The 24,764-nt window shown below is 47.8% G+C and carries 23 protein-coding genes; 5 read left to right on the top strand and 18 right to left on the bottom strand.

The window, feature by feature from the left end; translation table 11 throughout:
• Positions 1-134: 134 nt before the first annotated feature.
• On the bottom strand, positions 135-1,487 hold the full coding sequence (locus DMN77_RS19840) for a lytic polysaccharide monooxygenase (protein WP_082790061.1): 1,353 nt from the start codon (positions 1,485-1,487) through the stop codon (positions 135-137).
• 571 nt (positions 1,488-2,058) lie between these two features.
• On the opposite strand from DMN77_RS19840, the gene DMN77_RS19835 reads away from it, so the two are divergent.
• Positions 2,059-3,006: a radical SAM protein gene (locus tag DMN77_RS19835; protein WP_179016111.1), complete on the top strand. Its 948-nt coding sequence runs from the start codon at positions 2,059-2,061 to the stop codon at positions 3,004-3,006.
• A gap of 82 nt (positions 3,007-3,088) precedes the next feature.
• Here the strand turns inward: DMN77_RS19835 and DMN77_RS23670 are convergent, their stop codons facing one another.
• Entirely contained in the window at positions 3,089-3,205 is a 117-nt protein-coding gene (locus DMN77_RS23670) for a YjcZ family sporulation protein (RefSeq protein ID WP_218653054.1), read from the bottom strand.
• Between the two features lie 234 nt (positions 3,206-3,439).
• On the opposite strand from DMN77_RS23670, the gene DMN77_RS19830 reads away from it, so the two are divergent.
• Complete coding sequence (locus DMN77_RS19830) at positions 3,440-3,607, top strand: hypothetical protein (protein ID WP_179016110.1); 168 nt, start codon at positions 3,440-3,442, stop codon at positions 3,605-3,607.
• Positions 3,608-3,633: 26 nt separating this feature from the next.
• On the opposite strand, the gene DMN77_RS19825 is transcribed toward DMN77_RS19830, so the two are convergent.
• Positions 3,634-4,263: a DedA family protein gene (locus DMN77_RS19825; RefSeq protein WP_068780341.1), complete on the bottom strand. Its 630-nt coding sequence runs from the start codon at positions 4,261-4,263 to the stop codon at positions 3,634-3,636.
• A 185-nt stretch (positions 4,264-4,448) separates the two neighbouring features.
• On the opposite strand from DMN77_RS19825, the gene DMN77_RS24035 reads away from it, so the two are divergent.
• Positions 4,449-4,865, top strand: a complete 417-nt coding sequence (locus DMN77_RS24035) for a hypothetical protein (RefSeq protein WP_068780340.1) — start codon at positions 4,449-4,451, stop codon at positions 4,863-4,865.
• Between the two features lie 122 nt (positions 4,866-4,987).
• On the opposite strand, the gene pstB (DMN77_RS19815) is transcribed toward DMN77_RS24035, so the two are convergent.
• The 4 genes from pstB (DMN77_RS19815) to DMN77_RS19800 form a co-directional block, all read right to left on the bottom strand.
• On the bottom strand, positions 4,988-5,746 hold the full coding sequence (gene pstB / locus DMN77_RS19815; protein WP_068780339.1) for a phosphate ABC transporter ATP-binding protein PstB: 759 nt from the start codon (positions 5,744-5,746) through the stop codon (positions 4,988-4,990).
• Positions 5,747-5,756: 10 nt separating this feature from the next.
• Complete coding sequence (gene pstA, locus DMN77_RS19810; RefSeq protein ID WP_068780338.1) at positions 5,757-6,644, bottom strand: phosphate ABC transporter permease PstA; 888 nt, start codon at positions 6,642-6,644, stop codon at positions 5,757-5,759.
• Positions 6,641-7,540, bottom strand: coding sequence for a phosphate ABC transporter permease subunit PstC (gene pstC / locus DMN77_RS19805; RefSeq protein ID WP_068780337.1), 900 nt, complete (start codon positions 7,538-7,540; stop codon positions 6,641-6,643). Before pstC ends, pstA begins: the two co-directional genes overlap by 4 nt.
• Before the next feature lie 76 nt (positions 7,541-7,616).
• Positions 7,617-8,555 (bottom strand): phosphate ABC transporter substrate-binding protein, encoded by a 939-nt coding sequence (locus tag DMN77_RS19800; RefSeq protein WP_179016109.1) that lies wholly within the window; start codon positions 8,553-8,555, stop codon positions 7,617-7,619.
• Between the two features lie 592 nt (positions 8,556-9,147).
• Here DMN77_RS19800 and DMN77_RS19795 point away from each other — a divergent pair.
• Entirely contained in the window at positions 9,148-9,795 is a 648-nt protein-coding gene (locus DMN77_RS19795) for a transcriptional regulator (RefSeq protein ID WP_179016108.1), read from the top strand.
• 1,868 nt (positions 9,796-11,663) lie between these two features.
• Here DMN77_RS19795 and nrdR read toward each other — a convergent pair.
• Positions 11,664-12,131 (bottom strand): transcriptional regulator NrdR, encoded by a 468-nt coding sequence (nrdR, locus tag DMN77_RS19790; RefSeq protein ID WP_068780334.1) that lies wholly within the window; start codon positions 12,129-12,131, stop codon positions 11,664-11,666.
• 151 nt (positions 12,132-12,282) lie between these two features.
• On the opposite strand from nrdR, the gene DMN77_RS19785 reads away from it, so the two are divergent.
• Positions 12,283-12,498 (top strand): alpha/beta-type small acid-soluble spore protein, encoded by a 216-nt coding sequence (locus tag DMN77_RS19785; protein ID WP_068780333.1) that lies wholly within the window; start codon positions 12,283-12,285, stop codon positions 12,496-12,498.
• A gap of 78 nt (positions 12,499-12,576) precedes the next feature.
• On the opposite strand, the gene DMN77_RS19780 is transcribed toward DMN77_RS19785, so the two are convergent.
• The 10 genes from DMN77_RS19780 to DMN77_RS19735 all read right to left on the bottom strand — a co-directional run bounded on the left by DMN77_RS19780 (position 12,577) and on the right by DMN77_RS19735 (position 24,721).
• On the bottom strand, positions 12,577-13,140 hold the full coding sequence (locus tag DMN77_RS19780) for a lytic transglycosylase domain-containing protein (RefSeq protein WP_068780332.1): 564 nt from the start codon (positions 13,138-13,140) through the stop codon (positions 12,577-12,579).
• Complete coding sequence (gene coaE / locus DMN77_RS19775) at positions 13,137-13,733, bottom strand: dephospho-CoA kinase (RefSeq protein ID WP_179016107.1); 597 nt, start codon at positions 13,731-13,733, stop codon at positions 13,137-13,139. Before coaE ends, DMN77_RS19780 begins: the two co-directional genes overlap by 4 nt.
• A complete protein-coding gene (gene mutM / locus DMN77_RS19770) occupies positions 13,730-14,638 on the bottom strand; it encodes a DNA-formamidopyrimidine glycosylase (RefSeq protein ID WP_082790060.1) in 909 nt (302 codons plus the stop codon). Before mutM ends, coaE begins: the two co-directional genes overlap by 4 nt.
• 37 nt (positions 14,639-14,675) lie before the next feature.
• Positions 14,676-17,336, bottom strand: a complete 2,661-nt coding sequence (gene polA, locus DMN77_RS19765) for a DNA polymerase I (protein ID WP_179016106.1) — start codon at positions 17,334-17,336, stop codon at positions 14,676-14,678.
• Between the two features lie 143 nt (positions 17,337-17,479).
• Positions 17,480-18,139: a phosphate signaling complex protein PhoU gene (gene phoU / locus DMN77_RS19760; protein ID WP_068780329.1), complete on the bottom strand. Its 660-nt coding sequence runs from the start codon at positions 18,137-18,139 to the stop codon at positions 17,480-17,482.
• A 17-nt stretch (positions 18,140-18,156) separates the two neighbouring features.
• Positions 18,157-18,945 carry a phosphate ABC transporter ATP-binding protein PstB gene (gene pstB / locus DMN77_RS19755; RefSeq protein WP_068780328.1) on the bottom strand — a complete coding sequence of 263 codons (789 nt, stop codon included), beginning with the start codon at positions 18,943-18,945 and terminating at the stop codon, positions 18,157-18,159.
• A 180-nt stretch (positions 18,946-19,125) separates the two neighbouring features.
• On the bottom strand, positions 19,126-20,289 hold the full coding sequence (locus DMN77_RS19750; RefSeq protein WP_179016105.1) for a methyl-accepting chemotaxis protein: 1,164 nt from the start codon (positions 20,287-20,289) through the stop codon (positions 19,126-19,128).
• Positions 20,290-20,438: 149 nt separating this feature from the next.
• Positions 20,439-21,167 (bottom strand): response regulator transcription factor, encoded by a 729-nt coding sequence (locus DMN77_RS19745; RefSeq protein WP_068780326.1) that lies wholly within the window; start codon positions 21,165-21,167, stop codon positions 20,439-20,441.
• 197 nt (positions 21,168-21,364) lie between these two features.
• Positions 21,365-23,167: a two-component system histidine kinase PnpS gene (gene pnpS / locus DMN77_RS19740; protein WP_179016104.1), complete on the bottom strand. Its 1,803-nt coding sequence runs from the start codon at positions 23,165-23,167 to the stop codon at positions 21,365-21,367.
• Complete coding sequence (locus DMN77_RS19735) at positions 23,168-24,721, bottom strand: fumarate hydratase (RefSeq protein WP_179016103.1); 1,554 nt, start codon at positions 24,719-24,721, stop codon at positions 23,168-23,170.
• Between the last annotated feature and the right edge of the window lie 43 nt (positions 24,722-24,764).

Here is a 24,764-nt window from a genome sequence, read left to right as displayed (position 1 = left end):
AACGGATTATGAACAATTGAAATATTCAATTTTGAATCATTCATTTTTCGGCAACCTAAAAAAAGCTGCCTTCCTTATGAGATTCCTCAAAGGAAGACAGCCCAAAACCCAAAATGCGATATGAATCTATGAAATTAAGCCTTCAGCAGCCAGAGAGCAGGAACGTTGGTAGGCTCCCAACCAACCAATGAAGTATGCGGTTGGCGGCATTCATAGACCGAACCGTTATAGCTTACCAGATCTCCTGTTGCATAAGAGACACCTGCAGCCCACGGCTGAGCGGCAGGTGCTGCTGCTGTAGTTGCCTGAACCGAATTGCTGGCCGCGGATACATTGCCTGCGGCATCTACAGCATATACGGTGAATGTATAAGACGTATTAGCATTCAGACCGGTCACTTTATAATCAGTTGTCGAACCAGAGACGGTAGCAACCAGGTTCGACCCTTGGTATACACGATAGCCTGTAACACCCACATTGTCCGTGGACGCACTCCACATCAGATCTACGCTGGATGCAGTGGGCGTCCCCATTACGTGCAAATTGCCCGGCGCAGTAGGCGCTTCTTTATCGGCTGCAGCCTGACCCGTCTTCACAGTAACGGAGCTGGCGCTCGACTGGTTGCCTGCGGCATCAACCGCCTTCACATTAAACGTATAGGACGTGTTCGCGGTCAATCCAGTTACCGTATAACTCAGCGTCGAAGCAGGCACCGAGCCTACCAGCGTGTTTCCGTTATATACATTATAGCCAGTTACACCGACATTATCGGAGGAGGCTCCCCAGGAGAGCGTTACTGTGTTGGCTGTAACGTTACCAGCTGTGAGAGATGCCGGAGCGGTTGGCGGCTGGCTGTCGCCAGGGTTTGTTCCGCTGAAATTAACATCGATCACGTTATAGAATGCATTAGGCGTATCGGCGATCTCCCAAACAGCGAGGATGACATGATATCCCGAACGTTGCGGAACATTACAAGTGTCGGAATAACTATTCGGTGGCTGTGTGCCATTATAACTCACGGAGCAGAATGGAGTCAGATCGAATGAATCACGTGTGAGCGCCGCATTCGGATTCCAGTTCTCCTTTGTGATATAATACTTCCAACTGGTTGTAGCATGGGCTGCAGTCAGTGTCCAATGGAAAGTGTTTGTTCCGGCAGACATATTTACTTTTGTCCAACGTGTAGCGGATTGCTGGTCCAGTTCAGGGAAGGCGCCATTCGCACTGGCGATTTTCCCGTCGGCTGGGCCGGCTGCCGGAAAGCCTTTTGGAGCTTCAAGACTTTGCGGCTCATACTGAATCGCTCCGCAATTCGTATTTTGTCCTGTCTTACACAGATATCCCCGGCTCGCCGGACCATCGATATAACCGTGGGCAGAAGCCTTGTCTGCAATCAGAAATACAACGATTAGTGTGAGCAGCATAACCCCTAGTGTTGTAAGCGCCTTCATTGTCATAGAGCGAGATAAACGAATTGAACTGATCATTCTAATACCTCCTTTTAAATTGGATAAATCATGACTCGAACCGACATACTGCCTCGCTTGCTAAAAAGAGCTCGATCCCTCCTTTTGCGCATAGTTAATAAATGCCTGCATTCCTGATGCTTGCAACTCGGCTCTTCACAGACACAAAAATTCTATATAAACCCGAAATACGGATTTATATACCCCTTAAACCTACTAAAACCATAAATAGAGAGATGATAGGAATAAAACACGCAAAAAAACCGAAGAAAAGACATTAAATGAAAAAAAAGAGGGAAAAAGAAGACAGTAACGAGTATTAGGTTATAATGTTTTTAATTTTGATGACATGTTTATTATAGCTGATTTCAGGGAAAATGTGTTATTTTTTTGAAAAATAATATATTTGAACTATATTTCTCCATCCGTTATACTTATCTAGCCCTGTCGCAATAGGTTGAAAGATGGGGTTTTCACCCGGTCCCCCCTATTAAAAACCTCATACATATATCCGCTCCATAAGCTATATAATCACTTAGGTTGGTTAGTTATACTAACGACACCAAATCTATCTATTTAGGAGCCGGTAAGAGTGAAATATAAATTCCTTGAATTAGAAAATCCGCACCATTATGATCTGGAAGCCCTTGAGGTTGGCGTCACATCCAACTGCAATTTTAAGTGCAGCTACTGCTGCGCATATAGCCGGGATGACAATCAATGCATTGGCGCCAAGGAGGTTATCTCCATTCTCCGGGATATCCCTACGATTCGTAGAGTGCGACTGTCCGGCGGTGAAGTAACTTTGAAATATCAGGACTGTCTGGACATCGTCACCTATTGCTCGGCACATGGCATCGAGACCCAGCTTAACACCAATGCCAGCCTGCTTAACGCCACGCGTGTGCAGCAATTAGAGGAGGCTGGAGTAACCACGATCCATATCTCCTTCAACTTCACAACTGCCGAAGAGTTCTCTCGCTATTACAAGCTGCATCCAAGCGTATATACGAAAATAAGAGAAAATATCGCTCTGTGCGCTCAAGCTTCCTTCGATACAGTACTGGAGACACTACTGTTTGAAGAGACGACTCACCATCTGACGGAGATAGCGGACCATGTATACGCACTTGGTGTTCGTACGCATGAAATCCAGAACAGCATTAGCATGGGTCATAGCGGCTGGTCAGCGATTGCAGCCCGCGAAGATTTGAAGAAGGCGGTTCAGGAGCTTATTGCCCATCGGAGAGAGGACAGCACCATTTATTTTACTTGCATGGACCGCTTCGCTCAGAAGCTCGGCTTTGAGGAACAACCCGGAGTATACTTCTCCAACTGCATTGAAGGAAAGAAGCAACTGCATTTGCACGGCAACGGCGATGTACTGATCTCAGAGCTATGCTACCCGGTGATCATCGGTAATATTTATAAGGGCACCGTACTAAAAGATATTTATAAGAACATGCCGGATCAACTTGCCGACTTCTTGGAAAGACAACCTTGTCCGGCTTTAGAAGCCATTTTCCCTTCACACGGCTAATCTGCACTCCCATAGTCCAATTTCTAAAAAAAGCAGGCCCTGTCTCGACAGGACCTGCTTTACCAGTTTTCCAGGCTAAGGTTTAGTATAAGAAAGTTCTAGTAATAATGACGAGCAGAATAAACAAAACCAGAATAGCGCCTGTAGATCCCCACAGGCCTACACCGCCGATACCGCCAACCTCTCCACAACCTGACATGTCTATACCTCCCTTTTCGAGTATAGAACATCTTATGAAGCGATGAGCTTAAACGAACGGGCTACTTAAATGTTTATGTATATTTTTGACTTTAGACGATCGATGGCTTGCTGACCCGCCTATTCAAACCTGGCTTCTGCTGCATAACATACAGTAAAACCATTAAAGCAGGTGATAGGCTTGCCAAGAAGGAGGCAGACACAACTTCTTAATCAGATTGGACTGCAAAATATAATGAATGAAGAAGAGCTCACGTCTGATGATTTAGAAATTATTGGAGCAGGATTTGAAACCTTGGCAAGTCTTTTCGCATTTCTGGCACTCGTGAAAGCCAAGGAAGAGGGATCAGGTCCAACCAAGGGAACAGCAAGCTCACGCAAAAAAGCGCCAGACAATGTCTGACGCTTCAATTTTTAGTGCGGAGCTAATCATTGCATCGGTTTATTATCAGGCTTCTTCAGCCACCATTTACGCCAGCGGACGATCAGGATCGTCAGCACAATAATGCCAAGAGCGGCGAAGAAAAAGCCCAGATAGCGCTGAACCAGCATAAAAATCCGCTGCCACTGCTCGCCAAACAGGTTGCCGATGCCAATAAACGCAAGCACCCATATCGCCGCTCCAGGGTAGGCAAACAGAGCAAAGGTTCGGAACGGAATACGAATGATGCCTACAAAATAGCCAAAAAATTGTCTGACCCCAGGGACAAAAAAGCTAATGAACAGCATTTTATTGCCGTATTTCTCGTAGATTCTTCTCGTTCTCTCCAAATGAGCTGGCTTAACCAGCACCCACTTCCCGAATCGTTCTATAATCGGAGCCCCAATCTGATGCCCAAGCACATAGGTCACTGTAATCCCAATGACAGAGCCCGCATAGGCCATAAATATGGCAGGCAGCAGGTCCAGTACCCCTTTGTAGACCAGGTATCCTGTATACGTCAACGTCGTCTGACCGGGCGGCAACGGTAAGGCGATGAAATCAACCGGCAACCCAAGCAATAACACAAAATATCCATATTGTTCAAACATTCGTTCTATCCAATTCAATACATTCATGTGAATCCAATCTCCTGCTCGTTCAATAGAGTTAGACCTTAGTATGAACTTAAATGCGGCTATTCTAAACAGTCTCAGGTCGTAAATATATACTGGACCATAGTCTAAAATGTATAGGCACCTCCCTAGTCCTTCCCACATATGATGAGCCAGAAGGAAATACGACCAAGTGGAGGTTATTAGTTATGGCATTAGGGCAAAATCAAGTGATTTATGAGGCTCATCCCAACACTGTCAAATCCGTCAAAGATTTCAGAGACCAGATGCATCGCGTCGGCCAAAAATATGTCAATCACAACGTACGGGTACAAACGATCGACGGCGTAACATATGAAGGCCAACTAATCCACCTTGATGGCGGATTATTGTTCCTCAGCCTTCCCGGCTCTCCAGGTGACGGACAATGGCAAGGCAATAATCCATGGTCGGGACATGAGCTTGGCCAAGGCCAAGGGCATCATGATGGGCATCCTTGGAACTGGGATGGACACGGGGCTAACTATGGGTATCCGCAGCCGCGTGGACTTTACGGAGGCCCCTATTACAACAATGTTATTCTCCCGTTAGTCTTATATGAATTGTTGGTTATTTCTCTGCTCTAGCATTCAGAGCCTAATCACTATTGTACTCTAACCATTTAAAACAAAAAAGAGGCCACATCCGTAAAAGAACCCTTATCCACGCTATTAAGCGGGAATAAGGGTTCTTTGATCCGTTCTCGAAATTAGCCGAATCTACCAGATATATAATCATCCGTCCGCTGGTCCGATGGATTCGTAAAGATCATACTTGTCTCATCATACTCCACGAGCTCTCCCATCAGAAAAAATGCGGTCTTATCCGATACACGAGCGGCCTGCTGCATATTATGGGTAACGATGATAATGCAGTATTCCTCCTTCAGCTCCGCGATCAATTCTTCGATCTTGGCCGAAGATACCGGGTCCAGGGCAGAGGAAGGCTCATCCATCAGGATGATGCTGGGACTCACCGCTATCGATCTGGCGATGCACAGACGCTGCTGCTGGCCGCCTGACAAGGACAAGGCCGACTGATGCAGACGATCCTTGGTCTCCTCCCACAGCGCTGCCTTAACCAATGATTCCTCCACAATCTGATCCAGCTTCTTGCGGTCGCGAATTCCATGATAGCGCGGGCCAAAAGCGATATTCTCATAGATCGATTTGTGGAACGGATTCGGGCGCTGCCAGACCATCCCGATCCTCTGCCGCAGCAGTACCACGTCGGTCTTCGGATCATTGATATTCTCATCGCCGATCCAGATTTCGCCGGTGATGCGCGATCCTTCGATCAGATCGTTCATTCGGTTCAGACTGCGCAGAAAAGTCGATTTACCGCAACCGGAAGGGCCGATCAGAGCCGTAACCTGCTTGGAGGCAAAGTCGAGCGAGATTTGCTTAACCGCATGTTTCTCACCATAGAATACATTCAGATCTTTTGTGGACAATTCAATATTTTGCATGGAAGCCCTCCTATTTCGCAGCCGTAAATTTCTTCAGCATGAGACGACCAACCCAGCGTGCCAGCAAGTTGAAGATCAGCACGGTTAATATCAGCACCGCGGAAGCGCCGGCAGCAATCTGTGGAGCATCCGGAGCCAGTCCCTCGGAATTGATCTTCCAGATGTGTACAGCCAGCGTCTCCGCCGGACGGAATGGATTCAGCGGCGAAGTGGGGCTCAGCGGATTCCAATTGGTGAAATCCAGTCTTGGACTACTCATTCCCGCCGTAAATAACAAAGCTGCGGCTTCGCCAAATACCCGGCCAGCTGCAAGGATCGTTCCGGTCAGTATCACGGGCATCGAAATCGGCATCATAATGGATTTAATCGTCTTCCATTTGGAAACCCCAAGCGCAAGGCTTGCTTCCTTCTGTGCAGCAGGGACACCGGACATGCCCTGTTCCGTAATCCGAACCATCAGCGGCAAATTGAAGACGGTTAGAGCCAGCGCGCCGGAGAACAGCGAGAAGCCGAGTCCAAATGTATTTACAATGACGAGCAAACCGAACAAACCAACTACGATCGAAGGGAAAGAAGACAGCACCTCAACAATCAGACGAATCGTATCTGTAATTTTCCCCGGCTTGGCGTATTCACTCATATAGATACCTGCGCCAAGACCTAAAGGAACTGTAATGATCATAGTTAATACAAGCAGGAATAAGGAATTGAACAATTGCGGCCCGATCCCCCCGCCCTCCTTGATCGTCTGCGGTGCAGAGGTCAAGAAGTGGAAGCTGACATGTCCGAGTCCCCGGACCAGAATGAAGCCGAGCAAACCGGCCATGACAAGGACGATAACCCCAGCCAGAGTGACGATTACGGCGGTAGCTACTTTATCTTTTGTTCTTGCACTCATCGCTGTGCTCTCCTTTCAAGCCGACGGACAATAAAGACGAAGACGAAGGTCATCAGCATCAGAATCAACGCCAGCGTCCACAGTACATTATTTTGCATTGAGCCCATTACTGTATTGCCCATACTGAGCGTGATAACACTCGTTAATGTCGAGGTCGATTCAAATAGGGATTTAGGGATATGCGGTGCGTTGCCGATAACCATCTGGACGGCCAAAGCCTCACCGAAGGCACGCGCCATTCCAAGCACGATCCCTGTCATAAGCGCAGGCATCGTCGTTGGAATGACCGTACGCGACAGCGTCTGCCATCTGGTTGCTCCAAGCGCATAAGAGCCCTCCTTCAGTCCGGCCGGAAGAGAAGCGAGCGCATCGGTCGCGATCGACGTAATGGTAGGCAGTATCATAATTGACAAAACCGTTGCACCCGCAGCAATGCCAAGGCCCTGACCCGGGAAAATAGTACGGTAGAACGGAACGATAACGCTAAGGCCGACGAAGCCGTATACTACCGAAGGAATTCCAGCCAACAGCTCGATTACGGGCTGCAAATATTTTCTCCCGATATTAGGCATAATTTCGACCATAAATAATGCCGCGCTGACGCCAAGCGGAGCAGCGATGACAGCAGCCAGCAGGGAAGTGCTGAATGAGCCTATGATAAACGGCAAAGCACCGAAAAGAGGTGGCTCTCCATCCGGTTTCCAGGTCGTTCCGAATATTTCGCTGATTTTAATTCCATTTTGAAAAAATGCACTTAATCCTTTTGTCGCCACAAAGTATACCATGGAGAAAATAATTACAACGAGCAGGACGATACAAAAGGAGGTTAATATTTTTCCGGTCCATTCTTCGATAACATGCTGTTTGACTTTTTGTTTTCCACCGGACTGACTCATAGACCTCTCCCTTTACACAGCACTTAAAGAGGCAGGATATCCGCCTCCTTAAGTACTTTAATTATGTTGTCAATTATTACTTAGTGATGTTGCCATCGATATCGCGTGTTACTTGCATTTTGCTGGCCGGGATATATCCAAGCTCGACAACATCTTTATTTTGTATTTCATCGGAAGTCATGTAGTCCAGGAAAGCCTTCACGATTTCATTTGGCTCACCCTTTGTGTACATGTGCTCGTAAGCCCATACCGGATAAGTCCCATTTGCAACATTATCTTCAGTCGGATCTACACCTTCGTATTTCACAGCTTTGATGGAATCGTCAAGATAGGAAAGCGCAAGGTAGCCGATCGCTCCTGGTGTTTCTTTAACCAGCTTCTTAACTGTACCCGAGGAATCCTCTTGAATCGCGCCAGCCAAATCTTCTGTCTTCGTGCCTAATGCATATTTCTCGAAGGTTGCCCGTGTACCGGAGCTGGATGGACGGTTGATGATTTGGATTTTTTGGTCTGCGCCGCCAAGGTCCTTCCAGTTTGTAATTTCGCCTTTGAAGATTTTAACCAACTGATCTTTAGTCAGATTATCTACTGTAATATCCGGATTAACTACGGTTGCCATGCCCACTACAGCGACTTGATGGTCAACCAGTTCTGCTGCAGGACCTGCTTCCAACTTCTCAGCAGCAAATACGTCGGAGTTCCCGATATCCGCTTGTCCTCCGGATACTTGCGTCAACCCTGTTCCACTACCCCCGCCTTGCACTTGAATCGATACCTTCGGATTCAGATCCATGAAGCTTTGGCTAGCTTGTTCAACAAGTGGCTGCAATGCCGATGAGCCTACTGCCAGGATAGAACCGGAGAGCTCCGTCTTGTTGCCGCTGTTCGTGGTATTTCCTGTAGACGAGTTGTCCGAAGAATTCGCTGTCTTATTATTAGAACTGCTTCCTTGACCACAAGCAGCCAGCGTTAAAGTCAATATCATCGTTAAAACCAGTAACATACTCTTTTTCATGATTCAGGTTTCCCCCTCATTTGTTTGTATACTCTGATTATAGAAGCCTATTATCAAAGCCATGTTTTCGTTTTGTAAACGGAGTGTAAAAATTATGGATCTATACTAGATCTTTAGACGCGGTCATCCTGCCGCAAAAAAATAATACAGCCCTCTGGCTGCATTATTTGCATAACTGATATCTTTATTCGCTTATCATTAATAAATATGGTGGATTATAGCCACTCGAACTCCACTAATCGGTATACTTCCGGAATTCGGTCCTGCATTCTTAGCTCAGCCCCTCCCATTTCTCTGTAGGATAGATTCATGTTATTGCACAGTGAGATATCGCCTCGTAATAATCTGCCGATAATTTGGTATCAATTCACGACCTATTGTGGACTAAGGAGAGACCGCGCTGGATTTGACAGGTCTCGTGAGCGGTCCTGCTAACTGCTTTTTTCCGCTTCTTAAGGTTCTTGATTCATCTGTAAAAATAGGGTAATTTATACGTGTCGGACATGAAGCACATGCCGCTTTGACACAAAGCTCTTAGGAGCCCATGTGTTAAGGCGGTTTTTTTATTACTTTTGAGGTGAGGGGAAAGAAGATGAGTTTATTTGAACCAGTTTATGATGCGTGGCTACAACAGCAGATTCACGAGGAGAAGGGGGCGAGAAGAAGAGAACTATTGCAAAATGGGCTAGGACATGGAACTGTTGAATTTTTACGCTCGATCTGGTTTCCTGCTATCGGCAATCTGGATCACCTATACCCTGAATATGAACTACGCGACTTCAATAACGGGTATCGCTATTTGGATCTTGCGTACATGCCCGGTGGAGGAGTTAAGGGATGCATCGAGATTCATGGTTATCGATCCCATGCCAGAGATGTGGAGGTTGCCCGGTTTAAGGATCTCTGCATGAAACAGGCATTGCTTGTCCTTGATGATTGGTACTTCCTTCCGGTTGCTTATCTGTCTATCCGTGACGATCCCGGCGTCTGCAAGCAACTGGTGCTTTCTTTCGTAGGCAAATTTCTTTCATTGGAGGTCTCACCACAGCTTGACTGGGTGGAAGCAGAAATAATACGATTCGCTCGTCGAACACCGCGACCGTTCACTCCTAGAGAACTTGCAGCTCATTTACGGCTATCCGAGCGGCATACGAGATCGATTTTGCATCGATTGGTTGACGAAAACCGGCTCGCGATCGCCAGCGGAGCTCAGCGTTATCGAACATACAGGTTGGGTTAGATGGGGTTGGTGTGTTAGTTAGGGTTCGTTGGTAGTGTCGTGTTATTAGCGCTGTCGGTCCCGTTATCACCAGCGACTCAGCGTATCAAACATACGGGTTAGTTGAGCTGGGGTAGTTGGGGTAGTTGGGGTAGTTGGGGTAGTTGGGGTAGTTGACCGTTGAAGTCATTGATGCGCCAGACTCTAACGGAAATTGAATCCGCTATTTTGGCAAATTCGACGATTCTGCAATTGTAACGGAAATCTGATCCTCTATTTGGGGAACGTCTACCCTTATTCTGCTGAAAAACTTCAATTAAGGGACTCCATTTCCGTTAGAATTCAAAAACGGCTCTTTTAGACCAAATAGCGGCACTGGTTTCCGTTAGATCTTTCTGCATCGATTAGTGGACCAAAACCCGCTCGCCTTCACCAGCGGCTCAGCGTTATCGAACATACGGGTTAGTCTAGCTGGTGTAGTTAGTAGCGGCGGATTGTTGGGGCTATTGGGGCTATTGGGGCTATTGGGGCTATTGGGGCTATTGGGGCTGTTGGTTGCTTGTCGGTCGCTTGTTGGTTGCTGGCGGTGTCGTTAGTCATGTTGCTAGTGCTATTGGTGCTTCTGTGATTTAGTGCTTCTGTGTTCTTCTTGGAGCTATTAGTGGCATTGTGTGGCGTTAGTGACTTGGGAGCCATTGGCTGTTGGTGCTGTTGATGTTGTTATGCTCTTGGGGCTTGTGTGCTCCAGGTGCTTCTGTGCTCCTAGGGCTTCTATGCTCTTAGTGCATCTGTGTTCTTAGTGCATCTGTGTTCTTAGTGCTTCTATGCTCTTAGTGCTTCTGTGCTCCTTGGTGCTTCTGTGCTCTTAGTGCATCTGTGTTCTTAGTGCTTCTGTGTTCTTAGTGCATCTGTGTTCTTAGTGCTTCTGTGTTCTTAGTGCTTCTGTGTTCTTAGTGCTTCTGTGTTCTTAGTGCTTCTGTGTTCTTAGTGCATCTGTGTTCTTACTGCTTCTGTGCTCTTAGTGCTTCTGTGCTCCTTAGTGCTTCTATGCTCTTGGTGCTTCTGTGCTCCTAGTGCTTCTATGCTCTTAGTGCTTCTGTGTTCTTAGTGCCTCTGTGTTCTTAGTGCTTCTGTGTTCTTAGTGCATCTGTGTTCTTAGTGCATCTGTGTTCTTACTGCTTCTGTGTTCTTAGTGCTTCTGTGTTCTTAGTGCATCTGTGTTCTTAGTGCTTCTATGCTCTTAGTGCTTCTGTGTTCTTACTGCTTCTGTGTTCTTAGTGCTTCTATGCTATTAGTGGCATTGTGTAGCGTTAGTGGCATTGTTTGGTGTTAGTGACTTGGGGCTTATTGGTTGTTAGTTTTTTTGTGCCCTTGGGGCTCTAGGGCCGTTAGTGCGTTAGTGCTGTTGGTATCGTTGTGGCGTAGCGTTGTGTTATTAGTATTGTTGGTGCGATTAGAGTCGTCATATCTTGGTGTGGTCGCTTGGTATCGTCGGTGGTGTGTATCTCATTGATGCACCAGCTCTAACGGAAATTAGTTCCGCTATTTTGGCGAATTCAACGATTCTGTAATTGTAACGGAAATCTGATCCCCTATTTGGGTATAGTCTACCCTTATTCTGCTGAAAAACTTCAAATAAGGGACTCCATTTCCGTTAGAATTCAAAAACGGCCCTTTCAGACCAAATAGCGGCACTGATTTCCGTTAGCCTCTTGACTCAAATCCACAAAGAAAGAGTGCTGCCTGAACTTAAAGGCTGCACTCTTTTACATCTAAAATGTAGCCGGCCGCCAGCACGAACCGATGTACGAGCAATGTACGAACCGGCAATATGAGCTGAAACGAACCAGCCTGCGATGCCACTCCCGCCAGAGGGCACCCCGTTGCGCTTACTCCTCGCTCGCAGGCTTGGAGAGCAAGCTGTTCAATTCTTTCATGAACATGTTAATGTCCTTGAATTGACGATATACCGAGGCGAATCGGACATAAGCCACCTCATCAACCGGATATAGCTGTTCCATGACCAGTTCGCCGATTTCACGGCTCTCCACTTCCGCGTTCGCAGAGTGGCGCATCTGACGCTCTACCGCGGATACGACTGACTCCAATTGCTCGACAGATACCGGCCTTTTCTCACAAGCACGCATCAGTCCTCTTAGCAGCTTCTCGCGATTGAATTCCTCGCGGCTGCCATCTTTCTTAATGACGATGAGCGGCATCTCCTCCACCATCTCAAATGTAGTAAAACGTCGGCTGCATTTCTCACATTCACGACGGCGGCGGATCGAGCGATTCTCGTTAGCTGGCCTCGAATCAAGCACCTTCGTCCCCATATAGTCACAATACGGACATCTCACGCAAAAATGTCTCCCTTCTGCTTCTGTTAACTGTTATTCCTGCAAGTAAGACTGACAAAAAAGACTGCCAATAAATAACTAAAAAAATCTGTAATGAAGTTTCAAATACCGGAGCATAATACTGTTACCAACCGCAAGGAGGTGAACAACAATGGCGCAAAATTCTTCTAACAACCTGGTAGTAAAACAAGCTACTGGCGCACTCGAGCAAATGAAATATGAAGTTGCTCAAGAGCTTGGCATTAATTTTCCACAAGATGGATACGCTGGTAACCTGACTTCTTACGAAAACGGTTCGATCGGTGGTTACATTACTAAACGTCTGGTAACTATCGCCGAACAACAATTGGCAGGCCAATTCAAATAAGTAAGCTCTCAGGAAAGCATTGAAAGGCTCTAAAGCCTTTTAGTGCTTTCCTTATATCTATTGTAACCGAGGCTTTCCTTAAAAATCATCATATATCTCGGAATATTGTTTGTAGTAATGAGTCACCCGCTGTACATAATGCCTGGTCTCTCCAAACGGGATATCCTTCACCGACTCTAATTGACCGTCCCATCTTCCACTCTTGATCCAATTTTTTACATTGGTCGGTCCCGCGTTATAGGCCGCAATCATAGCGATTGGATTTCCATCAAATTGCTCCGACAACGACTTCAAATACCACGTTCCGATCTGAATATTCGCATCAATCTCGTTCTTGACTTTATCAAGAGGCACCTTGTCATACTTCGCTTTTAAAATAACCCACTCCGCCGTATCCGGCATAATTTGCATAATTCCGAGGGCACCCTTCTTTGATTCAGCACCCGCTTTAAAATTCGTCTCCACTCGAATAATCGCAGCCACAATCAAGGGATCCAGACCATTCTCCCGCGCATGCTGCTTAATTTCTTCTTTATAATAGATCGGATAGAACATAGACAACCATGCAGAATTAAAAAACAGAATGACAACAAAACCAAGAAACAGCAAAAGCAGCACTCTCTTCTTCCGCAGCAGCCTCATATAGAAACCTTTTCCCGCCAAAATGTCTCGATTTGACGCTTCGTCTCATCCAATCCGTAACTATTGTTGATCAGGACATCGGCTTTGCTCTTCTTCCATTCTATATCCATCTGTGCTGCCAGCCTTGAACTCGCCTGTTCCATAGTCAGATTATCGCGTTCCATCAATCGTTCCAGCTGGACTTCCTTTGGAACATATACGACCATAATCTGCTCGTAAAGCCCTTCCTGTCCGGACTCATATAGGAGAGGAATATCACAAACGACCAGACGATGAGGATCAGCCGCTTCCAGCGCTTTCATTCTCGCCGCCATCTCGTTGCGGATGGCCGGATGAGTTAATTCATTCAGCACTTTACGCTGCTCCGGGTTCGAGAATACAACTGCCCCAAGCCGCTTGCGGTTCAAAGTTCCGTCCAGATTCAAAATATCCTCTCCAAAATGCTCTGCGACTTTAGCCAGAACCGGATGCCCCGGCTCCATGATTTCTCTGGCGATGACATCGGCATCAATCAGCGCTGCTCCTAACGACACAAGCATGCGAGAGACCGTGCTCTTTCCGGTTGCTATCCCACCGGTTAGTCCAATATTCATCCTCTCACCTCGCCGTCGACTTTAAAATTCGAAGAAGCTGTGGAATGTTTGAGTTTAGTCTTTTTAACGCTTGTCCGCTTCAAAGGCTGACACTTCGGGCAATAATGCGTTCCGCGGCCTCCAACGACCATCTTTTCGACAGGGTGACCACAAACTACGCATGACTCATCCTTCCGTCCATAAATACGCAGCGATTGCTGGAACATTCCCATCTCTCCCTGTCCGTTCACATAGGACTTTATGGAGGACCCGCCAGCTTCAACCGCTTCATTTAATGTTTCCAAGATCATAGTATGAAGCTTGCAAAGCAGATCATCACTTAGTTCGCAAGCGGGAGTCTCAGGGTGAATTCCGGCGCGGAACAACGCCTCATCTACATAAATATTGCCAAGCCCGACCACATATTCCTGATTCAATAGCGCCACCTTAATTTTGGTCGACCGTTTAGCCATCACCTTGTGAAAAGCCTCATACGTAAACGACTCATCGAGCGGTTCAAGTCCCAGCTTAGACAAAGGCTTGTGATTAAACTCATCTCCGGCCGCGAATAAATGCATCGTTCCGAACTGGCGCACATCCTTATATCTAAGCTCCGTTCCATCTGTAAATTGGAAAATAACATGCGTGTGCTTCTCAACCGGATCGCTGCTATGATACAAGCCGTAACGTCCTTCCATTCTCAAATGAGAGACGAGAACCACTCCGTCCATAATAAAGCGCAAAAACTTCCCGCGGCGACCCATTTCCAAAATACAATGCCCTTCAAGATCAAGCTCAAACTGTCTAATATCATCGGGCTTTTGAATAATTCGCGGCAACGATACCGTCACCGACTGAATGGTCTTGCCCACAACAAGATCCGACAATGTTCTTCTAACCGTCTCTACCTCCGGCAATTCCGGCATAATCTATTTCACCTCATCTATTTCAACAGGTTCCTGGTCATTTTGCTTCATACCAATTCACACCGCTGCTAACCTCAGCCTTAAGCGGCACGGACAAGACAAGCGCCCGTTCCATCGTCTCCGGGACAAGCGTTGTCATTAGCTCCACCTCGTCTGGCGGAACCTCAAATACCAATTCATCGTGTACCTGAAGCAGCATGCGGCTCTTTAAGTTATGTTCCCGCAGCGCATTATCCATCAGAATCATAGCCAGCTTGATAATATCCGCGGCCGTTCCCTGGATTGGCGTATTCATCGCTGTACGCTCTGCGAACGAACGCAGATTGAAGTTGGAAGCATTAATCTCCGGCAAATAACGTCGGCGTTCCAGCAAGGTTTTTACATAGCCATTATGCTTCGCTTCCTTCACAATGTCATCCATATAAGCACGAACACCCTCGAAAGCGTCAAAATATTGATCGATAAACCTTGCCGCTTCCTTACGTGTTATATTCAAATTCTGAGAGAGGCCATAATCGCTAATCCCATACACAATCCCGAAATTCACCGCTTTGGCAGAACGGCGCATATTCGCATCTACCTGATCGGCAGATACCCCGAATACATCCATCGCAGTTTTCGTGTGGATGTCCATATCATGCAGGAAATCCTCCTGCAAGCCCTTATCCCCTGAAATATGGGCAAGAACGCGCAGCTCGATCTGAGAATAGTCAGCAGATAACATGAACCAGCCTTCCTCTGAAGGAACAAATGCTTTGCGGATCTTGCGCCCTTCCTCCAGACGAATCGGAATGTTCTGCAAATTCGGGAACTGACTGCTCAACCGGCCGGTTGCCGCGATCGTCTGACGGAAATAAGTATGCACCTTTCCCGTCTTCGGATGAATTTCCTTAAGCAATCCTTCGATGTAAGTAGACTGCAACTTGGCAAGCTGACGATATTCCAGGATATACTGCACGATATCATGATAAGGCGCCAGCTTCTCCAACACCTCGGCATCTGTAGAGTATCCGGTCTTCGTCTTCTTGATCACTGGAAGCTGAAGCTTATCGAACAGAACCTCACCTAATTGCTTCGGCGAATTCAAATTAAATTCCAACCCCGCACTTGCATAAATCTCGGCAATAAGTGTACTAATCTGTGCCTCGAACTCGGCCCCTAAGTCGAGCAGGGTATCGCGGTTCACAGCTACTCCCTGCTTCTCCATGTCGGCCAGGATCCGTGATAGCGGCATCTCCAGCTCATAGAACAAGCGATTCATTTCAACCTGTTCGAGTTCTTGCTTCTGCAGCGGCAAAATCTGCAATAGAGCCGCACTCTTGCGCGCTAAATGCTGACTAAGCCGGTCTTGATCGGGAACCTTAAACTTGGCGCCTTTTCCGTATACCTCTTCATCTGCTGCAACAGTACCAATACCGTACTTCGCAGCCAGGCCGCTTACGGTCTGGTCATTATTTGTCGGGTCCAGCAGGTAGGCAGCGAGCTGAATATCATGCTCGGCTCCACCGAAGGCAACCCCCTGCCAATGCAAGGTGAGATCTGCCCGATGCAAATCATAGCCATGCTTCTTGATGCTCTCATCTCCAAGCCATTTAATGACTGGCGACGCATAGTCAGCCTGCAGTATTTCCGGGCTCAGGTAAAAATGGTGATCCTCGGTCGATAAAATAACACCCATCAATACCGCATGATGCGGGTTCTCCCCATAGGACTCTACCATCATATTCTGTACCTGCGGCAACGCTCCAACAAGCTGCTGTATCGTCTCAGCATTGATGATCGTAACCTGCACTTCCTTCAGGCTCTGGCCTTCGTTTTTAGCCTCTTCTTCATTGCTGTGCGCAAAAGATAGACGTTCAAGCAGTGATTTGAATTCCAGCTTGCGCAGCATTTGCGCTGCCGGTTCTCCTAATACACTGCTGAAGGCCATATCCTCCCAGGAAAGCTCGACGGGCACTTCGCGGAATATCGTGGCCAGCTGCTTGCTCATCCGGGCATCTTCCGCATGGCTCACCAGATTTTCCTTCATCTTCCCCTTCAATTCATCCGTACGGGCCAAGACTTCCTCTACGGATCCGAATTGATGAAGCAGCTTCAGAGCAGTCTTCTCACCGATGCCCGGTACCCCGGGGATGTTATCCGATGCGTCGCCCATGAGGCCTTTCAAATCAATAATCTGCTCCGGACGCAGACCATATCTCTCCTCGATCTCCTGAACACCGTAAGGCTCAACCTCGGTGATACCTTTACGAGTCAACGCCACCTTCACTTTATCCGAGACAAGCTGAAGCATGTCCTTATCGCCGGTAACAACCAGCACATTGTGCCCGGCTTCTTCGGCTTGCTTACTCATCGTGCCTATAATATCGTCGGCCTCATAACCCGGCAGCTCGAACCAAGCAATTCCGAAGCTCTCCAGCAGTTCGCGCATAATTGGAAATTGCTCAGACAACTCCGGCGGAGTTTTCTCGCGACCGCCCTTATAGTCCTGATAGCCTTCGTGGCGGAACGTCTCCTTGCCCGCATCAAAAGCGACCAGAATATGGCTGGGCTGCTCCTCCTGGAGCAGGCGCAATAACATATTCGTGAAGCCATAAACCGCATTCGTATGCACGCCACTGGAGCTGGTCAGAGGCGGCATCGCAAAGAAAGCACGATATATAATACTATTCCCATCAATAAGAATCAATTTTTCCATTTGACACCTCGTCATTATAGTCCGTGTTCATAAACAATCCCTTCAAAATACTCCTTCCTTATATTCTAACACATGGCATCCCTATAATAAAAAAGAAAGCACCGGAGAAATATCCGGCACTTTTCGACAAAAATGGTATACAATTAGTGATTAAGGTCTGGACGATGCCCTGTCACCAAGAATACGGCACTCTCTCCGATATTCGTAGCATGGTCGGCAATCCGTTCGATATAACGACCAACCAGGGTCAAGGACATAGCCTGATGCAATGAGTCAGGGTGATCGATAATAATCTTGTATAGGTCTGTCATGGTCTGGCTGTACAAATGATCGACTTCATCATCGTCTTTGGCCATTTTATAAGCCAGGTCTGTATTCTCGTCCAGATAGGATTGCAGCGACTCTTGGATCATGGCTACAACGAGCTCAGCAAGCTTCGGAATGTCCACAAGCGGCTTGATCAAGGTCTGACCTTCAAGACGAATCGTCACCTTGGCGATATCAATCGCCAGATCCCCCATCCGCTCCAAATCGCTGGAGATCCGGAAAGCAACTAAAATTCTGCGCAAATCCTTAGCTACCGGCTGCTGCGTAACGATAAGACGCGAGCCGATCTCCATTACCTGCTCCTCCATCTGGTTCAGCTCGCGGTCGCGATCAATGATTTCCTTGGCCCGCTTGGAATCCAGACTTTTTAAGGCAGCAACGGCTTCAACCAGCGCATGCTCCACATGCTCCCCCATCTTCTGCAGCAATTCACGGAGCTCATTCAAATTCTGATCAAACTCTCGTCTTTGTATCATTCATAATCCTCCTTATGTCAACCGAAGCGGCCGGAAATGTAATCCTCAGTACGAGAATCCTGCGGCGTTGAGAACAGTTTGCTCGTCTCATCAGCTTCAATAATCTCACCATTCAGGAAAAATACCGTCTTATCCGATACCCTGGCCGCCTGATGCATATTGTGTGTGACCATCACTATCGTGTATTTATCTTTCAACTGTTGCACCAGTTCCTCAATTTTGAGTGTAGAGATCGGATCGAGCGCAGCAGTCGCTTCATCCATCAAAAGAATGTCAGGATGCACGGCAATCGCTCTGGCGATGCACAAACGCTGCTGCTGTCCGCCGGACAGGCTCATGGCCGATTTCTTTAAGAAATCCTTAACCTCTTCCCACAAAACGGACTGGCGCAGGCTCTGTTCCACAATTTCATCCAGCTCGGCTTTATTCGTAATTCCGTGCAGACGCGGACCGTAGGCTACATTATCATATATCGATTTTGGAAAAGGATTCGGTTGCTGAAATACCATCCCAACCTGCTTCCTGAGCGTCTCGACTTCTACGTCCTCACCGTATATATCTTTGCCACCAATGCGCACGATTCCTTCAACCCGGGTTCCGGGAATCATATCATTCATTCGGTTCAACGTCCGGAGCAGCGTGGACTTCCCACAGCCCGACGGTCCGATAAAAGCCGTAATCGCCTTCTCCGGAATATCAAGTGACATATTCTTGAGAGCTTGAAACTGATTATAAAATAAATTTAATTGTTCGATTTGAATAGCTGTTGTTGTCGATACTGCTTTTGGTGCTGTTATCGTTGCCATCTCATCCACCTTCTTTAGTTAAACCTTCACATTGCTTCATTGTATCTCACTTATGTAAAGGAGAATGATCGGAAATGTAAACGCAATGTAAAAACTGCTTTGCAGGATTATTAAAGAGTGTGATCCATATGGGCGCAAAAAATTCCTGTTCATCCTTCGTAATCAAAATTAGGCTTTTCTCTACATCAGAGAGGTCAGATTATGAAGTACATCCCCAGTAATTTTTGTCGCTTCCGTGGAGGAATCGGACATCTCCCTGCCGCGGTCCTTAGCAACATCGGCTGAGTCCGCCAGCTCACGGAAGGTCTCATCCGCCTTGCCCACACGCTCGTTACTTACGCTCATCTCGTAGGAAGTTGACGACACGGCAGATGCTGTCTGCTCGATCAGGGTATGAATAATATCCAGACCATGTCCGATATCCTCCGAGAATTGCTTGGTCGATTGGGCTAGCTGCCGCATCTCATTTGCCACGACGGAAAAACCTTGGCCATATGCACCTGCCCGTGAAGATTCGATCGATGCATTGATAGCAAGTATTTTGCTGCGTTCCGACAGTTCCCGGATTGAAGCTGTAAAAGATGAGATTTTATCCGTCTGCTCAAGCAGCTCGGTTACAAGACCTTGCTGCTGCTTCATCATCTCCAGCACATGAGAGAATGAAGACTTCAACTCCTCTAGCTCGGAACGCCCCGTCTTGGCCAGATGGCTCATCTTCTGCGATTCGCTCAGGCTTAAGTGAGAGATCGTAGATACTTGCTGCACCGAGCTGGCAATTTCCAACACATGACTTTGGCTTTCCTGAATTACACTGCTGCGAAGCTGATCCGTCATACGTTCCAATTCTCGTGAGATTAGCATCAGATCCTGGGTCGTCAACACCCCGAACAGTTTCCTCTGCTTCGTCACAATCAGACAATCGTAGAATTCGGCATCCTGACGTTCCAGGGCTGCATCCAGCAGCGTACGTGCAGGTGTGGATCTCTCTCGAATAAGCGGCTCCTTCTCCGCGAACATAACGGCAGGGCGATCATAGAACAAATCTGCTGCAAACCGGCTGGCAAGATGCTTGTAGAATTTGTCGCGCATGATCAATCCGGTGGGTACGTTACTATCGTCACAAGGGACTACACACGGAACAGCAGGATTATTTTGAAATATATGCAGAACTTGCTGGCATGATGTACTATCGGATATAGCTGGAACATTCCTCGTGTACGAAGCGATCTCGATCTGACTTTTCTCAGCCGCAGCTGCCTCTGGCTGGTCATTTTTTGTACCCTGCAATTCGGCAGGCTTGCTCTCCTGTACTTGCGGTTCCATTACCAACGTATCGTATCCCATGCTCAACCACTCCTCAATGGTATGTATATACATGTTTTTTTACATTTTAATAAACTTTAATTCGCAGAGTGTTACTGATCCTTAAGAACTATGTAAAATTACTCGAACCAGGATTCAAGACTCAAAAAAAGAGGTGCCCCATGGAATGATTACCCATGCAGAGCACCCTTCTTCTTATTGACAACCAGCTTATATCCAACGCCGCGAATCGAGTCGATATGCACCGATTCCGGATCAAGCTCCAGCTTCTTCCGCAACGAGCTGACATGAACGTCCACCGTGCGCTGTCCACCGATATAATCAAAGCCCCATACCGAGTTCATCAGATCGTCCCGCGTAAGCACAACCCCCGGCTTACGAGCCAAGTAGAGCAAAACCTCGAATTCCTTCGGCCTTAGCGTAATCGCTTCGCCATTTAATACGACTTCGTATTTATCCGGGAAGATCGCTAACGGTCCGAGCGAGATCTTCGCTTCGTCCTGATCTTGCTGCGGTTCCCTCTCCTCAATTCCCGTCGATCTTCTCAGCACCGCCGCTACCCTGGCTAGCAGCTCAGCCACGCCAAAGGGTTTGGTAATATAATCGTCAGCGCCGGACTTCAAGCCTTGTACTACCTCTTCCTCCGCGTTCTTCGCGGTCAGGATAATAATCGGTGTCTTCACACCCATCTGCCGCAGCTTGGCCAGTACCTCGAACCCATTCATCCCCGGCAGCATCAGATCAAGCAGAATCAGATCAAATTCTCCTTGTGCCGCAATATCAAAGCCAAGTTGTCCATTTTCTGCAACTGTCACCTGATAACCCTCATTGGTCAGATTATAGGAAAGAAGCCTTGATAACGTCGGTTCATCTTCAATTACTAGCAGTCGTTGAGTCATATTAACCCCCATATTTCAAGAATGCCTGTCTACTATCGATTCGTAAAATGACTATACAACTTAACATGCCCACACACGGACTGATAAAGCCAGGAGAAACGGCTCCATACCCGCTCCATTCCTCCTGACAAGCCCAGCATAGCACCGCAATGTTAACGCAGTGTAAAATAATGATAAAAATTAACGACGTACCAGATTTATGCTAAATTTTGTGTAATCGGCAGCTCGACGATAAAGGTCGTTCCCTCGCCAACCCGGCTCTCCACCATAATCGTCCCATGATGGAGATCAACCAGATGCTTGACGATGGATAACCCGAGTCCGGTACCGCCTGAGCTGCGCGATCTCGCCTTATCCACGCGATAGAAGCGCTCGAAAATACGTGGCAAGTCCTTCTTCGGAATCCCGATGCCCGTATCGCTCACGGAGATCCTCACCCGCTCCTCCTCATGGTCATCCGCTGCGTTAACGATTTCGGCTTCAACCTTAATCCTGCCGCCTTCCAATGTGTAGCTGATCGCATTTGATAACAGATTCATAAATATTTGCCGGAGCCGATCCTCGTCCCCTTCAAGGAACAGATGCTCGGGAACATGGTTGCTCATCGTAATCGACTTGCGCGAAGCGGTTGGAAGCAAAACCTCGTATATGCGGTTAATCAATTCCTTCAGCTGAATCGGTGAATATTCAAGCGGAATCAGCTTGGACTCAATCTTCGACAGATCAAGAATATCACCGATCAGCCGATTCAACCGATCTCCTTCGTCATAAATAATCTGCAGGAAGGATCGTTCTGTCTCCTTATCCTCCACACCACCGGCAAGCAGTGTCTCAGCAAAGCCCTTCACCGCGGCGATAGGAGTCTTCAATTCATGCGAGACGTTCGCGACAAATTGGCTTCGCATCGTCTCCAGTCGGCGAATTTCCGTTACATCCTGCAGCAGGAAGAGCATCCCCCGGTATTTGCCATCATCCTCGAACATCGGCACCCGCTCGAACTGGAGCGTGCGCTGTTCGGGATCATATACGTTTCGTTCTTCCTTGAGGTACTCCTTCGTGTCTATGCCCTCAGCCATAAACTGCTGAAAATCATGATTCCGCTTCAGCTCCAAACACGACTTGCCAATGAACTTCTCCTGCTTCACATGCAGGAAGTCCTCTGCTTCCCGGTTCATAAGAGCGACACGTCCATCCGCTTCGACCATCAGAATACCGCCGACCATATTCGTGAGAACGCTCTGCAGCAAGTCCTCGTTATCGCGGATCACTTTCATCTGCTCTTGCAGGCTTCCAGCCATTCGATTGATAGCCAGCCCCAGCTGCCCAATCTCATCCCGCCGCGATAATTGGACCCTCGCATCATAATCAAGCCGTGAGATCCGGTTCGCCACTACAGTAATATGCTCCAGCGGCTTCGTTAATCCTTTGGATATCCGGTAACTTACCAGAGCTGCGGCCAAGAATAACAACAGCAAACCGCCCACCATCATGAGCCAGCCTTTATTCAGATCCCGCTCCACCGTTCGCAAACTCATCGACAGGCGAATATAGCCATCAAAGCTTTTGTCCTCGGACGTGACATGCTTGGCAACATAGAGCATATTCTCACGGATTGATTCGCTGTAACGGATCGAGCTGCCAATGTCTCCCTGGGTCGCCGAAATGATTTCCTTACGCTGTAAATGATTGTCCATCCCGAAAGGAAGCATTTCCGAATCTCCAATCACTGTTCCATCCAAAGCGATAAAGGTTACCCTGGAATCAATCAGCTTCTCGATCTTTCTCGATTGCTCCGAGTAATATTCCTCTGTTTCATTCGAGTCAACGGGTTTGAATTGGAATGTGCTCTGCAGCAGGTCAATTTCCCGGGACATATTCTCCTCTAGCGCCCGGATATGTGAGTCTCTAAAAAGTTGGGCCATCGTCAATCCTGCCGCAAGCATCGATATGCCGATCAGACTCATTAATATGATGGTTAATCGTGTTCGAAAAGTCTTCATCTATTTAAATACGGCTTCTTGAAAAGTAGCCAGCTTCTCCTTCGATGCTTGTTCTACACCTGCATGCAGGCTGTCACCATGCGAGTCCATCGTCACGATCGCGGCAAATCCTTCGACTCCCAAATGCCACATCGCTTCCGGAATACCAAATTCAAGGAAGTCGACACCGTTCACCTTCTTGAAGCATTCCGCATAATATTGCGCCGCTCCGCCGATCGCATTTAAATAAACGCCCCCATGCTCCTTCAATGCTGCGAGCGTTCTCGGCCCCATTCCGCCTTTGCCGATCACTGCGCGAATGCCAAATTTCTTGATAATCTCCGCTTGGTAAGGCTCCTCCCGGATACTTGTCGTCGGTCCTGCCGCCTTCACATGCCAGCCTTCTTCATCCTTAAGCATTACCGGTCCGCAGTGATATATAACCGCTCCGTTAAGATCCACCGGTGCATCATGATCAAGCAAGTATTTATGCAGCGCATCCCGACCGGTATGCATCTCGCCTTGAATAATAACAACATCGCCGACCCGCAAGCTGCGGATTTGCTCCTCAGTAATCGGAGTCTGCAGCACGATCTCACGAGACTGAGATGCCGCGGTCTGTTCTGTGGCGTGATCAGCTGCTTGAGCGGTGGTCTGTGGTGCAGACGGTTCCTCATTCCCCCGTTCATAGATCCATTTATCGATGCCGCCTGTAGCCGGATCGATCTCCACGCCTTGACGGCGGAAAGCCCAGCAATTGTAGGCTACCGAGACGAAGAAGCTCGCCGGCAAGCGATTAGCCGCGCCGATCTTGCAGCCTAATAAGGTAACCTCCCCGCCAAAGCCCATTGTCCCAATCCCCAGCTCATTCGCTTTATCCAAAATATAGTCCTCCAACCGTTGCAGTTCGGAGTTCGGATTCACATCTTCTACTTGACGGAACAATTGCTGTTTGGCCAGTTCATAGCCCGTCGTTCTGTCCCCACCGATGCCAACGCCAATGAATCCGGCGCTGCATCCTTGTCCTTGTGCCTGATATACGGCGTGCAAAATACACTTACGGATACCGTCCAGGTCTCGACCAGCACGTCCAAGTCCTTCAAGCTCTGTCGGCAGCGAGTATTGGATGTTCTTATTCTCACAGCCGCCGCCTTTGAGGATCAGACGCATATCTATATAATCATTCTCCCACTGTTCAAAATGAACCACCGGCGTGCCCGGACCGAGATTATCGCCGCTATTCTCCCCTGTCAGCGAATCCACAGAATTCGGACGCAGCTTGCCCTCCTTGGTCGCCTTTTGCAGCGCTGCCTGGATCGCTCTTTTAATTTCAAGCTGATTGACGCCTATCGGTGTATGAATAATAAAGGTAGGCATCCCTGTATCCTGACAGATCGGAGACACTTGTTCTTCGGCCATCGTAATGTTCTTCGAGATCGTCGACAGAGCCAGCCCGGCCCGTGTCGCCTGATTCTCCCGCGCTTTTCCGCGATTAATCGCCCGTCGTACATCGCCGGGTAAATTCGTCGAAGTTTCAACAATCAATTCATAAATACTCTCTTGAATTTGTTGCATAGACCATGCTCTCCTCTCGATTGTCCAAAATGACACAAAAGCA

The sequence above is a fragment of the Paenibacillus sp. 79R4 genome, from assembly GCF_013393165.1.
In the GTDB taxonomy this organism is placed as follows: Bacteria; Bacillota; Bacilli; order Paenibacillales; family Paenibacillaceae; genus Fontibacillus.
This window is presented reverse-complemented; position numbering and strand designations above follow the sequence as displayed.

Excerpts from the sequence above, each read along its gene's own strand:
- pstC (WP_068780337.1), bottom strand. The coding sequence starts at position 7,540 with ATGAGTCAGTCCGGTGGAAAACAAAAAGTCAAACAGCATGTTATCGAA.
- phoU (WP_068780329.1), bottom strand. The coding sequence starts at position 18,139 with ATGATACAAAGACGAGAGTTTGATCAGAATTTGAATGAGCTCCGTGAA.
- DMN77_RS23670 (WP_218653054.1), bottom strand. The coding sequence starts at position 3,205 with ATGTCAGGTTGTGGAGAGGTTGGCGGTATCGGCGGTGTAGGCCTGTGG.
- DMN77_RS19785 (WP_068780333.1), top strand. The coding sequence starts at position 12,283 with ATGGCGCAAAATTCTTCTAACAACCTGGTAGTAAAACAAGCTACTGGC.
- DMN77_RS19735 (WP_179016103.1), bottom strand. The coding sequence starts at position 24,721 with ATGCAACAAATTCAAGAGAGTATTTATGAATTGATTGTTGAAACTTCG.
- pstB (WP_068780339.1), bottom strand. The coding sequence starts at position 5,746 with ATGCAAAATATTGAATTGTCCACAAAAGATCTGAATGTATTCTATGGT.
- DMN77_RS19800 (WP_179016109.1), bottom strand. The coding sequence starts at position 8,555 with ATGAAAAAGAGTATGTTACTGGTTTTAACGATGATATTGACTTTAACG.
- DMN77_RS19795 (WP_179016108.1), top strand. The coding sequence starts at position 9,148 with ATGAGTTTATTTGAACCAGTTTATGATGCGTGGCTACAACAGCAGATT.
- pnpS (WP_179016104.1), bottom strand. The coding sequence starts at position 23,167 with ATGAAGACTTTTCGAACACGATTAACCATCATATTAATGAGTCTGATC.
- DMN77_RS24035 (WP_068780340.1), top strand. The coding sequence starts at position 4,449 with ATGGCATTAGGGCAAAATCAAGTGATTTATGAGGCTCATCCCAACACT.
- DMN77_RS19825 (WP_068780341.1), bottom strand. The coding sequence starts at position 4,263 with ATGAATGTATTGAATTGGATAGAACGAATGTTTGAACAATATGGATAT.
- DMN77_RS19780 (WP_068780332.1), bottom strand. The coding sequence starts at position 13,140 with ATGAGGCTGCTGCGGAAGAAGAGAGTGCTGCTTTTGCTGTTTCTTGGT.
- pstB (WP_068780328.1), bottom strand. The coding sequence starts at position 18,945 with ATGGCAACGATAACAGCACCAAAAGCAGTATCGACAACAACAGCTATT.
- DMN77_RS19830 (WP_179016110.1), top strand. The coding sequence starts at position 3,440 with ATGAATGAAGAAGAGCTCACGTCTGATGATTTAGAAATTATTGGAGCA.
- DMN77_RS19745 (WP_068780326.1), bottom strand. The coding sequence starts at position 21,167 with ATGACTCAACGACTGCTAGTAATTGAAGATGAACCGACGTTATCAAGG.
- DMN77_RS19840 (WP_082790061.1), bottom strand. The coding sequence starts at position 1,487 with ATGATCAGTTCAATTCGTTTATCTCGCTCTATGACAATGAAGGCGCTT.
- polA (WP_179016106.1), bottom strand. The coding sequence starts at position 17,336 with ATGGAAAAATTGATTCTTATTGATGGGAATAGTATTATATATCGTGCT.
- mutM (WP_082790060.1), bottom strand. The coding sequence starts at position 14,638 with ATGCCGGAATTGCCGGAGGTAGAGACGGTTAGAAGAACATTGTCGGAT.
- DMN77_RS19750 (WP_179016105.1), bottom strand. The coding sequence starts at position 20,289 with ATGGGATACGATACGTTGGTAATGGAACCGCAAGTACAGGAGAGCAAG.
- pstA (WP_068780338.1), bottom strand. The coding sequence starts at position 6,644 with ATGAGTGCAAGAACAAAAGATAAAGTAGCTACCGCCGTAATCGTCACT.
- coaE (WP_179016107.1), bottom strand. The coding sequence starts at position 13,733 with ATGAATATTGGACTAACCGGTGGGATAGCAACCGGAAAGAGCACGGTC.